The organism is Lysinibacillus sp. NPDC093216, assembly GCF_050280325.1.
Classification (GTDB): Bacteria; Bacillota; Bacilli; order Bacillales_A; family Planococcaceae; genus Lysinibacillus.
The window spans coordinates 41084-54847 of the sequence record NZ_JBNNVB010000007.1 but is presented as its reverse complement, the minus strand read 5'-3'; the positions used below and the strand labels follow the sequence as shown (position 1 = coordinate 54847).

Below are 13764 nucleotides of genomic sequence, written 5' to 3'. Positions count from 1 at the left end.
TTCATCTCCCTCCACGTTAAAGTACGGTATTGCCTCTTTAGTTTAGCAGATTAGAAGCCTGTAAATCCACCAAAAATAGGCTGTAAAATGCGTGTTAAATACGATAATCCGTCAAAGAATAACAATACACCAACGACAATCATAATATAACCGCCGATTTTCACGATTTTTTGGCTGTGTGTACGAATCCAAGTCATACGTGCTATAAAGAAAGATAACACGAAGAACGGAATCGCAAAACCTAAATAATAAGCTAACATATAGCTAAATCCTGCTGTTGGATTTGCACTTGCTAATGCAATAATCGATGCTAAAATTGGACCTGTACAAGGCGTCCAACCAGCCGCAAAGGCTATTCCGATTAATACCGATCCCAAATAACCCGATGGTCGGTTTTTAAATTGGAATTTTCGGTCCTTCATTAAAAAGTCAATTTGCAGTAATCCCACAATCATTAATCCAAATACAACGATTAAAATGGCTCCAACCTGACGTAATAATGTTTTATAATTAAGGAAGAACTCGGCTGCTAATGATGCACTTAGACCAATCAAAATAAAGATGATTGAAAATCCTAGTAAAAAGAACAGGGTGTGCAAAATTGCACGTTTTTGCATCATACCTCGTTCCGATTTTAGCTCATCTAATGACATACCTGTTATGTATGATAAAAATGCCGGATACAGCGGTAGAGTACAAGGTGAAATAAAACTTAAAAACCCTGCACCTAAAGCTAAAAATACGTTAATATCAGTTCCCATATTTTCTCACTCGCTCCTTACAGTTACTGTCTCCATCGTACCAAAAATCACTGTAAATTGCGCCCTTCTTGTTTGTGAACGTTTCATGGCAAAAAGGTGTTAAAAAAGTGAAGTTCCATCATATTATCATACTTATTTAATTTTCAGACCTTATTAAATCAAAGTATATTTGCTAATGTACTTTTGCATTATGCGCCCCCTTATATTATCTGTCAACAAAATTCACCATAATTCTGCAATTCAAGTTATGTCCTTCTAAGCATATCCAAAAGGCACTAGAACAGAGCTATGGTGGGCTGTTGTAAAGCCGTTACCTACCGCTTATTTCAGAGTTGTAGTACCCTTTTTAATTTACTGTTATTAGTTAGTAAATTAACTTTCTTCATGTATAATAAAAAAACAATAGAGCAATTGATAGAGATAAATGAGGTGTAGTCCTTGGAATTAAGAAAAATTAAACCGAAAAAAATATATGAGGAAGTATCTGAAATCCTCTATGAAAAAATTAGAGCTGGCGAACTGAAGCCGGGTGATCGACTTGATTCAGTAGAACAACTTGCTGAACAATTACAAGTAAGCAGATCTGCCATCCGAGAAGCTCTTTCCGCTTTAAAAGCAATGGGACTTATTGAAATTAAACAAGGCTCAGGTACATTTGTTAAAAGTAATCAATCCAATCAACTCGATTTCCCCTTATCTACTGCCATTTTAACAAATAAGCAAGATATCTCAAATTTGTTAGAAGTACGTAAAATTATCGAAGTAGGCACAGCGGCTAGCGCAGCTATTCATCGAACAGAAGAAGACATACAGTCCATGTTGCAAATTTTGGATGAGATGAAACGAGTACAAGGAGATGGAGAGCTAGGAGAGAAAGTGGATTTTCAATTTCACGCGGCCATTTCTGCAGCATCTCAAAACCCCCTACTTACAACTATATTGGACCAGGTTTCAGGTTTAATGATTGAAACGATGAAAGAGACACGTCGAATTTGGTTGTACTCTAAAAAAATTACGAGCGAAAAGCTGTATGATGAACATATGCAAATCTTCCTCGCGATTAAACAGCAAAATGAAGAGCTCGCAAAACATGCTATGGCTTCACATTTAAGTAATGTGGAAAAGGTCTTAATGCAATATTTTGAAACAACTGAATCTATGAAATAACAGCAGCTGCCTAGTTTTTACTATAGGCAGTTTTCGAATTTTTTGAAAATTAATAATAAACACCTTTTATTCATCTGTACAATTGTAGTAATATAAAAACAAAGTCATCAGATGACCTGTTGAATTACGGGTAATAAAGATGAAAAGGAGCGATTCTCATGAAAGTAACACTTTTTGCGACTTGTTTAGTTGATATGTTTCAAGGTGATGTAGGAAAAGCTGTAGTAGAAGTTCTTGAAAGGCTCGGTTGTGACCTAGACTTTCCTGAAAATCAAATTTGCTGTGGGCAGCCTGCCTACAATAGTGGCTATGTAAAAGAATCTAAAAATGCTATGAAAAAAATGATTACAGCGTTTGAACATGCCGAATACGTTGTCTCCCCTTCTGGTTCCTGCGCTTATATGTTTAAGGAATACCCAGAAGTGTTTAAGGGAGATCCTGTTTGGGAGCCAAAAGCGCAAGCATTAGCAGATAAAACATATGAATTTACAGAGTTTATCGTAGATATATTAAAAGTCGAGGATGTAGGAGCACATTTAGAGGGCAAGGCTACTTATCATACTTCCTGTCATATGACACGTCTACTCGGAGTTACAGATGCACCGTTTAAACTATTAAATCAAGTTAAAGGACTACAGTATGTAGAACTCCCAGGAAAAGAAAGATGCTGTGGATTTGGCGGAACATTTTCAGTAAAAATGGGCAATATTTCTGGAGAAATGGTTAATGAAAAAGTACAAAATGTTGAAGAAACAGGTGCAGACATTTTAATCGGAGCTGATGCAGGTTGCTTAATCAATATTGGTGGTCGAATTAATCGACAAGGTAAGCCTATTAAAGTCATGCATATTGCGGAAGTATTAAATTGTCACTAAGAGGGGGTAAAAGAAATGTCCATGAAAACAAGTGATGAACGCTTTAATCATCGTGTAACGAAAGAATTAGAAAATACGTTTATGCGCGGAGCTGTGTCAAGCGCACAGGAGCGCTTACAAACACGTCGGCTAAAACAAGCTGATGAGCTCGGACATTGGGAGGAATGGCGCTCTCACGGCGAAGAAATTCGAAAGCATGTGCTGGAGAACTTAGATTATTACTTATATCAGCTAAGTGAAAACGTCTCTAAAAGAGGTGGACATGTTTACTTTGCGCAAACAGCGAAAGAAGCGACGGACTACATTCAAAGTATCGCGAAAAAAAAGAATGCTGCTAAAATTGTAAAATCAAAATCTATGGTGACGGAGGAAATTGATTTAAACGCCGCTTTAGAAAAGCTCGGGTGTGAAGTTATTGAAACAGATCTTGGAGAGTACATTTTGCAAGTAGATGATCATGAGCCACCATCTCATATCATTGCTCCAGCTATGCATAAAAATAAGGAGCAGATTCGTGACGTTTTTAAAGAAAAACAAGGTTATGAGAAAACCGAAAAGCCTGAAGAACTAGCTCTATATGTACGTGAAAAATTAAGAAATGAATATTTAACAGCAGACATTGGCATTACAGGCTGTAACTTTGCTATTGCAGAGAGTGGCTCGATTACGCTCGTGACAAATGAAGGGAACGCAGATTTAGTAACAGCTTTGCCGAAAACACAAATTACGGTAATGGGAATGGAGAGAATTGTTCCAACATTTGAAGAGATGGAAGTACTAGTAAGCTTATTAACAAGAAGCGCAGTTGGGCAAAAGCTAACAAGCTATATTACCACATTAACAGGGATCAAAGATGAAGGTGACACAGATGGACCAGAGGAATTCCATTTAGTAATTGTTGATAATGGACGTTCTGATATTTTAGGCAGTGAATTCCAGCCTATTTTACAATGTATTCGCTGTGCAGCTTGTGTTAACGCTTGCCCTGTTTATCGACATGTTGGCGGACATGCTTATGGTTCTATCTATTCTGGGCCAGTAGGTGTCGTTCTTTCACCATTATTAGGTGGCTATGAAGATTTTAAAGAGTTGCCATATGCCTCCACATTATGTGGCGCCTGTACAGATGCTTGTCCTGTCAAAATACCATTACATCAGCTTATTCATAGACATCGGCAAGTAATTGTCGAAAACGAAGGAAAGGCACCTGTATCGGAAAAGTTACTAATGAAGGCCTTTGGTCTAGGTGCTTCCTCCCCTGCCCTATATAAAATGGCGACAAAAATGGCTTCACCAGCAATGGCTCCATTTACAAAAGATCAAAAAATTTCTAAAGGCCCAGGCCCACTAAAAGCATGGACGGAAGCAAGGGATTTTCCTGCCCCCAATAAAGATAATTTCCGTGACTGGTTTAAACACCGCCAAAAAGGAGGCGATGAATGATGACAGGTACTATTGAAAATAGAGATGTATTTTTAGCAAACATTGCGAAACAGCTTGGACGTACACCAAAAACAGAAATCGTACGACCTACATGGCAATATAACCCTCAAGATCGCGTCCTAAATGAAGCGACAAAAGATGAGTTACTAGAGGTTTTAGTTGAACAATGCAAAAATATTCATACGGATATTGTCATTACAAATACAGCTAATCTTCCTGCAGATTTACAAAAAGTAATTGGAAATTATGGAGGTCAATCTGTTATAACATGGAAAGATGAGCGTTTCCAAAACTATGGCCTAGGAAAATTAATGACCGAGCAATGGCCTCAAGAAAATATTCAACTGTACGAATGGGATTCTGAGCAACCAGAGGAAAATATTCGACAAGCTGAAAAAGCTAACATTGGCATTACAATCAGTGAAATTACATTAGCAGAATCAGGAACTGCTGTACTTTTTAGTGATAAGGATAAAGGTAGATCAGTTAGCTTTTTACCAGAGAAGTCTATTATTTTAATTCCTAAAAGTACCATTGTTCCACGAATGACACAAGCGGCTCGTTGGATTAGCGAAAAAGTTAGAAATGGCGAACAAATTGCTTCCTGCATTAACTTTATAACAGGACCAAGTAATTCGGCAGATATCGAAATGATTTTGATCGTTGGTGTACATGGACCAATTAAAGCCACTTATATTGTGATTGAGGATCAGTAAAACCAATCAACCAGGCATACTTCAACATTGAAGAAATGCCTGGTTTTGTATGTTGCCTATATAATCTCGTTGATAGATGGTTACGAATCGCTGGTAAAACTGCTATTATCGATGATAAAGTCTCACTAATCGCCGATAAAACCGCTATTATCGCTGATAAAACTGCGCATTTCGCTGTTACATTAATTAGCAACACTCTCAGTTACTATCTTCTTTTGTTCATAAAACTCTGGATGTGCTTCTTTTAAGACAGATGTTCGTAGCATAACTAGTGATATCGTCACGATAATGACACTTGTGACAAGTAAAATAACCGTTGCTGGGAATGTATCGTACAAGATGCCGTAAACGACCATACCAATCGGCATCATTGACATTGCCATTGTTTCCATTAATCCCAATACGCGTCCACGATATTCTTCTGAAATCAGCCTTTGCATATAAACCCCAATTGGCATGTTAATCCCCATCTCAAAAACAGCGAAAATAAAGTAGATTACAATATAAAAGATAACAATAGCTAAATAGGATAAATTCGTTACTAATGGAACAACCGCCAGCCCTAAGCTGCTAGCCAACAGCAATAAGCTGATTTTAGAAAAACGTAGTGGCGCCTTAACCTCTTTCCGTGTAGCGAAAATGAGGGAAGCAACAAGCATACCTACTGCACCTGAAGCTTCAATAAAACCAAAATGAGTTGATTTTACTTTTAGTAATTCAATAATAATATAGGTCCCCCCAACAACAATGGCAGAGAAAAACAAATTAATCCATAATGAAAGCCACATTACTGTTTTAACAACTTTTTGTAGCTTAATATAGCGAAAGCCACTAACAAGCCCAGCCCACATTTTTTCCTTTTCTATAGCCTGATCTCTTGTACTATAGAGAGTAAAATTCATTGTTGCTTCTAAGCAAAATGCAATCACATAGGCCACCATATGTACAAGCAAAAATGCTTTCATGGAGAAAAATCCATACATCATTCCCCCGATTACTGGCCCACCAATTGCTGCTAATGACACTGACATTTGATTGAATGACATTGCTTTCTGTAGGCGTTCTGGATTTACTAGTGTTGCGATTGAGGAAGAAAATGTTACACCTGAAAAGGCTGAGCATATTGTATTAAAAACAGTTGCTATATAAATAGCATAAACCGACAGACCGACCATTTCTGTATAAAGTAGTAGCCCAGTAACGGTCAAGATCGTTCCTGCTTGTGCTAATAAAATCGTGCGTTTCTTTGAATAATTATCAGCTACATACCCTGCCAGAGGCGCGACTAATGCACGAGGCAAAATGGAACATATCATAGTTGTCGCAAAACTCATCGCTGACCCTGTCAGTGCCAAAATATATAACCCTATCCCAAATGACAATACATGTGACCCTAACAACGAGATCATTTTACTGGTTGTGAATGTCCATAAATGATACGTCGCCTTTTTATATTTTTGCTCTTCACTCATCTAAAATCCCTCCGTATTTTTAATTATATTAAAAAGTTTAATTTAATTAAACAAAATATAACACACCTCCCACTTTTCACGCAACAAAAAGTTTAATATAATTAAACAAAAGACGTGATTTAAAAAGGAGGCGAGGCAGTGGACTCTTTAGGCACACGAATTCGCAAATTAAGGAAAGAACGAAAATTAACATTAGAGGAACTTGCTGGTGAACGTCTAACAAAAGGTATGTTAAGTCAAATTGAAAATGATAAGGCCAAACCTTCGATGGAAAGTCTTGAATATATTGCGGAGCGTTTAAAGGTAAAAGCAAGTGAATTACTTGAAGAAATAGCACCTTCTACGATACGTCATCTTTTAGAGCAGGTGGAGACTATATATGCTGAAATAAAACTAGGTAATACAGAAAATCTGCAGCAAATCATAGAGATAATTAACCCTTATGTAGAAGATCTTCCGCTTAGCTATGAAGCTGGTCGTTTACTGTATATTTACGCAACAGCACAATATCAAATGGGATTAACAACATGGGAGTCACCACTCCAACAAGCACGCTTCATGTTTAAAGAAATTAATTTACTGAGCCATTGGTTTGAAACCTATATATTACAGTCGGCCATATTCACAGAAGGTCGAAACTATAAAATGGCGTATTCCTGTATCTTACAAGCTAAAGAAGAAGCTGAGCAAGAAAATTATCAATTAGATTCACGAGATGCCGGAAAAATGGCTTATTATATTAGTGTTTTTCAATTAGCAGTCGGAGAATATGAAGCCGGTAAACAACTCGTTAAAGAGACAATTGCCAATGCACATAAAAATCAATTTTACTCTTATATAGATGATATGTATCGTATTGCAGCGTTTTGTGCTATGGTTGACAACGATTTTGAGCAAGCAGAACATTTGATAAAAAAACTTGAGCAGTATCGAGTTTTTGCGGAACAAGTGGAAGTAGATGCCTTTATTTTCACATTACGAGCGCATTATTATAACAATTTCACTCATGATTATGAAAAGGCACTAGCGGAAATAGAGCGGTTTCGTCCACTTATGGATATGGGATTGATTAAATTTGATAAAAATCTTTACTATGCGGAAAAAGGAAAATCCTTATATTTGCTAGCCCGATATGAAGAGGCTAAAGAAGCATTTGAACATTTAACAAACATTCCCCCATTCATCTTACATCCATTTGACATATTAGGCTTTAATGAGTGTTTTTCTTATAAAGCTCTTTGCTATGCACACTTCGGTGAATTAACAACTGCCTACGAAATCGCCAAAATGGCCTATATGGATTCTCAGTATTTAATTGATCTACCCTATAAACAAAAAATTGAAGAAACTTATTATTCAATAAAAGCACAAATTAACTCGGTTCAATAAATAAAAGGGATTGCACATTTTATAATTTATGTGTAATCCCTTCATATTATTAGCTCGATTTATCTCTCTTTATTTCCTTCTGAATCTTTCGAAGGGCTTTTTTCGAACCGCGCTCTATGTCATGCTGAAGCTTTCGTTCTTTATAATCCACAAACAATGTCTCTACATCATATCCTTCTGGGTATAATTCTGTTGCCGGAAGCTCTAATGCCAAACGCTTGACATTTACATTTATAAATTCTCCCTCGTAGAAAACGACAACATTATAGAAATTATCCATTTCTTGATAAACAATTCCAACGTCATCATGATCTAACAGCTTCACACGATCTCCCTTTTTAAAGTCATACTTTGCTTTGGTTCTCTCTTGCTCAATCTTAGGCTTCCTGATTTTACTGTCATTTACTTGTTCTAGATGATAATCCTTATTGTCAATATAGCCCTTCGCTCTTTGCAATACTGTTTCACGTATATTCATTTTCTTAGAAATCCATAGCGCATTACTTTCTCCAGATGTTCCGATAACTAATTTATACAAAGGTTCTAAAGTTTCACTATTGAAACGCATAGCCGCATTCATAAAATCACTATGCATTTCAGAGAAACGCTTAATTTCTCCATAGTGAGTAGTTGCCACTGTCATACAGCCCATATGATAGAACTCCTCTAAAATGGAAATCGCCAGTGCTGCTCCTTCATTCGGTTCCGTACCACTTCCTATTTCATCAAATAGCAAAAGCGTATTATTATTGGATGCCCTCATAATATCCGAGAGATTTTTCATATGGGATGAGAACGTACTAAGTGCATTTTCAATACTTTGATTATCACCAATGTCTACAAAAATATGATCGAATACAGCTATTTCTGTACCTTTATCTGCAACAATATGGAAGCCTGACATAGTAGCCAATGTTAACAAGCCAATGGTTTTTAGGACAACGGTTTTACCACCAGCATTCGGTCCTGTAATGATTAAGCTGCGATAGTCTTTACCAATTTCAAAATGAAGTGGCACCGCCTTCCCTGTTAACAGTGGATGCTTACAATTAACGAGCTTAATATAGCCATAATCATTTAAGCTTGGTTCAACTCCTCCAATGTGCTTGCTAAACTTAGCTTTGGCAAACACCATATCATATTGGCTAATCAATTCCATGTTGATGTTGATTTCACGGATATTTTCCATCAGTAGCCCAGATAATGTCGCCAAAATCTGATATTCCTCCACCGCTTCTTCTGCTTTCAAAGTGGCCAATTCCACATTTAATTTACCTACTGTACTTGGTTCCATAAAGACCGTTGCACCTTTAGACGAAACCTCTACTATTGTCCCTTGCACATGATTTTTATAAGAAGCCTTAATAGGAATCGTGTATCGATCATCCTTCTTACTAATAAAAAATTCCTGGATATATGTTTTATTGGCACTATTATTTAAAAATTTAGTTAAGCGCTCTTTAATTTTTCCCTCAGTTGTTTCGATATGATTGCGAATCCGCTTTAACTCCCTACTAGCAGCTGAATCAACACGATTTGCTTTAATAGCAAAGTTAATCTCCTCTTCTACACTTTTAAATTCAGACATCGAATTTGCATAGGATGCAAGTACTGGTGCAAAAAATTCCTTCTCCAGCATAAACTTTTTAATTTTTCTACAGCCTCTTAAAAAGTCAGAGATGCTAACCAATTCACTAGGGTCTAAAATTATCCCTTTTTCAAGTTTTTTAATCGTGTTGTCAATATTGGATACCCCTAAAAACGGGACATGACCTTCCGCATCTAAAATCGCTCGTGCCTCAGTCGTTTCATTCAAACGATTTTTAACAACTGTCAAATTTGGGCTCGGCGTTAATTTATCTAATAACTGTTTACCTAATCCACTAACACAGTATGATTTAACGATATCCTTCAATTCATTGTATTGTAACTTCTCAAAAGTAGAATGATTCATTTTAAATTCTCCTCACTATGATTTTTCCATAATCATTCATGAAGATACCTACTCATTAGATAGCAATGATTTTAAATTGGTTCTACATCTAATGTTGGAGTGAAGCACTAGGTGAAGTCTCACCAAGGTTACGACAACTGTCCTTCCCTTTGTAGGGACACCTCAACAAATAGTTTGAAAACCTTTATATTCAATTAAAAAACAAAAAAGCTGCGGGGATCCCACAGCTTTTACATTACAAGGCATGTGTAAAAAGCATCGTGAAAAAGACTTCAATCAAAATGAAGCATTTTCAGACCATTACACGCTTTATAAAGTATTGTAGGTATCTTCATAGGTATCGAAATAAATCCACGACTAAATAAGGGGTCACTTTATGACACAAATCCCCTGTCGTCATTAAATTTACTTCATTAAGTTGTTCCTATTTAGAACCTACCGCACTCATCAAAAGCACCTCTCATTTATATAATTTATAATCATTGTTATCTAATTGATTGACATCATATTACTATATGCTGGCAGAAAAGTAAAGTTCCTTATTACTATTCATCATTTGCTTTTCTCTAATACATCAATTAAAATCTTTTCAATTTTTTCAGCAACTAATTTTAATTCTGGGTCATTTAACAAACCTATCATCGCAGTTGGTTTTGGAAGGCCGATTTTCTTTTTCTCTGCATCTTCATAAACCGTTATCTTACACGGCAGAAAGTATCCAACTAATGCATTATGACCAAGTACCTTCGCAGCCTCTACCGGATTACAAACCTCGAGAATTCTATAAGGCATTTTAAAACTATCTACGCCTTTTTTATGCAGCGTTTCAGTCAAGTTGAGCTCCCATAAAACGCCAAATTTATGTTCTTTTAAATTTAATGCTATAGCTGAAATTGTTTCTTCAATCGTTTTATTTGATGTGACTGTATAGTGAAAATCCATAAAGTAGTTTCTCCTCTTTCATTGTAAACGAAATTCATTCGTGACATTTTTTATCTGAGTTAAAGATAGAATAGCTTAATTTTTATGGAATATGCAAAAAGGACCTGTAGAAAATATCTACAAGTCCTTTTTTAGGCTGATTTATGATGAGCTCTTCTCACTTCAATGATTTTCGAACCTGAAAACAGTAGTAAGGCTGCCCAAATAATACTAAATGCTAATAGCTCTATTTGACTAAACGGTTCTTTATAAAGTACGATCCCTAAAACTAACACAATCGTTGGTGATACGTATTGAATAAAGCCTAATAAATAGAGTGGAATATTTTGAGCACCTTTCGCAAATAAAATTAATGGCACTGCTGTCACTATACCACTCACAATCATGAGGATGTCTGTTTTCACATCAACATGTAAAAATGATGCTTGATTCGTTGTAAAAAGGTAAATATAGTAGCCTAAAGCAAACGGTAGAATAAATAACGTTTCAATGGCTAGACCTCTTGTCGCATCAAGCGTAATTTTCTTTTTTAGAACACCGTAAATGGCGAAGGATAAAGCAATAAGAAGTGCTACCCATGGGATTGACCCATAATTAATCGTTAAAATAATTACAGCGATAAAGGCAATTCCTGTAGCTGCCCATTGCGCACGACTAAGTGCTTCTTTAAAGAAAATAACCCCAAAAATAACTGACAGTAAGGGATTAATATAATAGCCTAAGCTCGTTTCAATTAAATGATTATGGGTAACTGCCCAAATATATAAATACCAGTTCATTGAAATAACAAATGAAGCTCCCGCAAGCTGCCAAAAATGCTTTTGGTGTGACCACAAATATTTTAAGTCTGCGATAAGATCTTTGCGCATTCTAAATACTATTACTGCTAGTACTGTAAAGACAAAAGACCAAATGACACGCGATAATAAAATTTCCATACTCGGGACATGCTCAAGCAATTTCCAATAAAGCGGAAATGCACCCCAAAAAGCATAGGCTAAAAATGCCGCCAAAACGCCTTTTTTCTCATTTGACATTGCCTCTAACTCTCCTACTCTATTTTGAATCTATATGTTTTTGCGTTATATTTCCATTTGAAGAATAGACTAATTATAGGTCTTAGATTGGAAACTGTAAATGACGAATTTTAACAAATCGACATTACTCTTTATGTTCAGATTCAAGCTCAGAAATATATTTACGCACCATACTATAACTAATATCAGGGTTAATTTGACGTTTAATGCGAATCTGAATTTCTTTAATACCAACACCCTGCTCCCGCATATCACGTATCATAGATTTTAACGGACCTGACAGGTTTTCCTTAGATAAAGTAGTATGTTTACTTAATTCAATTAATAGCTCTGTATTTTGTCTACGGATCTCCTTCAGCTCTCCTACGATACAATTGTATTCCATTAGCTTTTTTTGCAAGACTGCATTTTGCTGCTTCATTTTTTGCATATCATCCATAAGCTGTATATTTTGTCTCTTTAAATTTTTTTGCTCCAGCTCCTGAATATGATGCTTTTCATCTAAATCTTTATGTAAAGCATTATATAGCTCAGCTATATGTGTCAATTCTTGATAGCGACTTTGCGATAACAGCATCAGTGTTTCTGTTATATCAATAGAAAGTGTTCCATCTTTTAACGTTGCACACGATAATGTAGTTGGATTTATTTTGTTCATAGATTTTTCTTCACTCCATCACTAATGAGTTCGTGTAATGGCATAGCTTTGTTTAACATTTTTCCGCTTCCTTTGAAAAAATTTTTCATTGGTCTAATTATCGTATTAATTTCTATTTTGTCAATGTAAAAAAGCTTCTTGCGAAGAGAGATGCAAGAAGCTTTTCGATTACATTTTTTTCAGTTTCTCATATTCAAGCTGCAGACGTTCAATACGTTTACGGCCTTCCTCACGATTTTTAGCTGTTTCTGCTTGAATTTGCTTCGTTTCTTGAATACCAGACATAATTGTTTGCCATGTCGTTTCAATGGTTTCGATCTTAATACTTGGGCTACCAGCTGCACGCGCGATATTAACACTATTTTTACTAATATTTTCTGCATTTCGTACAAGCATTTCATTCGTACGACGGTCTAATTCAGTCATTGAGTCTGAAATAAGCTTTTGGCGTTTTAACGTCACCGCATGAATAAGCCCTTGCTTGAATATAGGAATTGTCGTCACAAACGCAGAGTTAATTTTAGCGATTAAATGGTTATTCCCTTGCTGCATTAATCGAATTTGTGGAGCAGATTGGAATGAAACTTGTTGCGCCATTTCTAAATCATAACGACGTTGTTCTAGTAAATCAACGGCACGTACCATCGTTTCATAGTCCATTGCCGCTAATTGATCACCAGTTTGTGCTTTTTGTTCAAGTGCTGGTAATGATGAACGTACTTCATCTGTTTTCACTTCAATTGCCGCAATAAATTTACTTAAAGTTTGGAAGTAATTTAAGTTTTGATCATATAAATTTTCAAGATCAATTGTATTACGTTTCATTTCACCTTCGTATTTTTGAACCTCACGGAAAATGACATCCACTTCCTTGTTCATGCTGTCATATTTGGATAGAAACTTTTCTAATTGTTCCTTTCCTTTACTAAACAGCTTAGTAAGGAAGCCACCTTTTTTATCCTCCGCAAAATCTTGAGGATCAAATTTATCCATAATTCTATTTAAATTATTTAATAATACACTTGATTCCTCAAGTTTACTTGTTTTCATCGTTGCTAGCATTTTATCTGAAAAAGTAGAAATACCATTCGCAGTTTCTTTTCCAAGCTCTAGCATAGCAATTTGGTCTTTGACATCAATTTTTTGTGCTAATGCATGAACCTCAGGATCTTGCTTTAAAGCAAGTTGATTTTGAGCAATTTGTGATAGCTCTTGCTCAGAAACAAGTACTGGTTTTTTTGGCTCTTGCTCCACCTGTAATAATGGATTAGGTTGTAATAATGGATTTTCTGATGCAAATGGATCTTTTGATTTTAATAGGTCGTTGTCGAATTCAGACATAAAAGTTTT

The 13764-nt window shown here is 35.9% G+C and carries 12 protein-coding genes; 5 read left to right on the top strand and 7 right to left on the bottom strand.

Annotated elements, in window-relative coordinates:
• Positions 1-50: 50 nt before the first annotated feature.
• Positions 51-761: a cytochrome c biogenesis CcdA family protein gene (locus ACQKOG_RS10280; RefSeq protein ID WP_370077524.1), complete on the bottom strand. Its 711-nt coding sequence runs from the start codon at positions 759-761 to the stop codon at positions 51-53.
• 438 nt (positions 762-1199) lie between these two features.
• Between ACQKOG_RS10280 and ACQKOG_RS10275 the strand changes: the two genes are divergently transcribed.
• The 4 genes from ACQKOG_RS10275 to ACQKOG_RS10260 all read left to right on the top strand — a co-directional run bounded on the left by ACQKOG_RS10275 (position 1200) and on the right by ACQKOG_RS10260 (position 4962).
• Positions 1200-1928 carry a FadR/GntR family transcriptional regulator gene (locus ACQKOG_RS10275; protein WP_370077522.1) on the top strand — a complete coding sequence of 243 codons (729 nt, stop codon included), beginning with the start codon at positions 1200-1202 and terminating at the stop codon, positions 1926-1928.
• A gap of 158 nt (positions 1929-2086) precedes the next feature.
• The gene (locus tag ACQKOG_RS10270; protein WP_427446258.1) at positions 2087-2803 is read left to right on the top strand and encodes a (Fe-S)-binding protein; all 717 of its coding nucleotides are present in this window, start codon (positions 2087-2089) and stop codon (positions 2801-2803) included.
• Positions 2804-2818: 15 nt separating this feature from the next.
• Positions 2819-4246 carry a LutB/LldF family L-lactate oxidation iron-sulfur protein gene (locus tag ACQKOG_RS10265; RefSeq protein ID WP_402869062.1) on the top strand — a complete coding sequence of 476 codons (1428 nt, stop codon included), beginning with the start codon at positions 2819-2821 and terminating at the stop codon, positions 4244-4246.
• The gene (locus tag ACQKOG_RS10260) at positions 4246-4962 is read left to right on the top strand and encodes a LutC/YkgG family protein (protein WP_402869227.1); all 717 of its coding nucleotides are present in this window, start codon (positions 4246-4248) and stop codon (positions 4960-4962) included. Before ACQKOG_RS10265 ends, ACQKOG_RS10260 begins: the two co-directional genes overlap by 1 nt.
• A gap of 182 nt (positions 4963-5144) precedes the next feature.
• Here the strand turns inward: ACQKOG_RS10260 and ACQKOG_RS10255 are convergent, their stop codons facing one another.
• Positions 5145-6434, bottom strand: coding sequence for an MFS transporter (locus ACQKOG_RS10255; RefSeq protein WP_427446256.1), 1290 nt, complete (start codon positions 6432-6434; stop codon positions 5145-5147).
• A gap of 138 nt (positions 6435-6572) precedes the next feature.
• Between ACQKOG_RS10255 and ACQKOG_RS10250 the strand changes: the two genes are divergently transcribed.
• Entirely contained in the window at positions 6573-7823 is a 1251-nt protein-coding gene (locus ACQKOG_RS10250) for a helix-turn-helix domain-containing protein (protein ID WP_370077515.1), read from the top strand.
• A gap of 49 nt (positions 7824-7872) precedes the next feature.
• On the opposite strand, the gene ACQKOG_RS10245 is transcribed toward ACQKOG_RS10250, so the two are convergent.
• The 5 genes from ACQKOG_RS10245 to ACQKOG_RS10225 form a co-directional block, all read right to left on the bottom strand.
• Positions 7873-9777 (bottom strand): endonuclease MutS2, encoded by a 1905-nt coding sequence (locus ACQKOG_RS10245; RefSeq protein WP_427446254.1) that lies wholly within the window; start codon positions 9775-9777, stop codon positions 7873-7875.
• Positions 9778-10329: 552 nt separating this feature from the next.
• Positions 10330-10719 carry a DUF302 domain-containing protein gene (locus ACQKOG_RS10240; RefSeq protein ID WP_370077512.1) on the bottom strand — a complete coding sequence of 130 codons (390 nt, stop codon included), beginning with the start codon at positions 10717-10719 and terminating at the stop codon, positions 10330-10332.
• 131 nt (positions 10720-10850) lie between these two features.
• Positions 10851-11756: an EamA family transporter RarD gene (gene rarD / locus ACQKOG_RS10235; RefSeq protein ID WP_370077510.1), complete on the bottom strand. Its 906-nt coding sequence runs from the start codon at positions 11754-11756 to the stop codon at positions 10851-10853.
• Between the two features lie 124 nt (positions 11757-11880).
• On the bottom strand, positions 11881-12414 hold the full coding sequence (locus ACQKOG_RS10230; protein WP_370077508.1) for a hypothetical protein: 534 nt from the start codon (positions 12412-12414) through the stop codon (positions 11881-11883).
• Positions 12415-12582: 168 nt separating this feature from the next.
• Positions 12583-13755: a toxic anion resistance protein gene (locus ACQKOG_RS10225; RefSeq protein WP_370077506.1), complete on the bottom strand. Its 1173-nt coding sequence runs from the start codon at positions 13753-13755 to the stop codon at positions 12583-12585.
• Between the last annotated feature and the right edge of the window lie 9 nt (positions 13756-13764).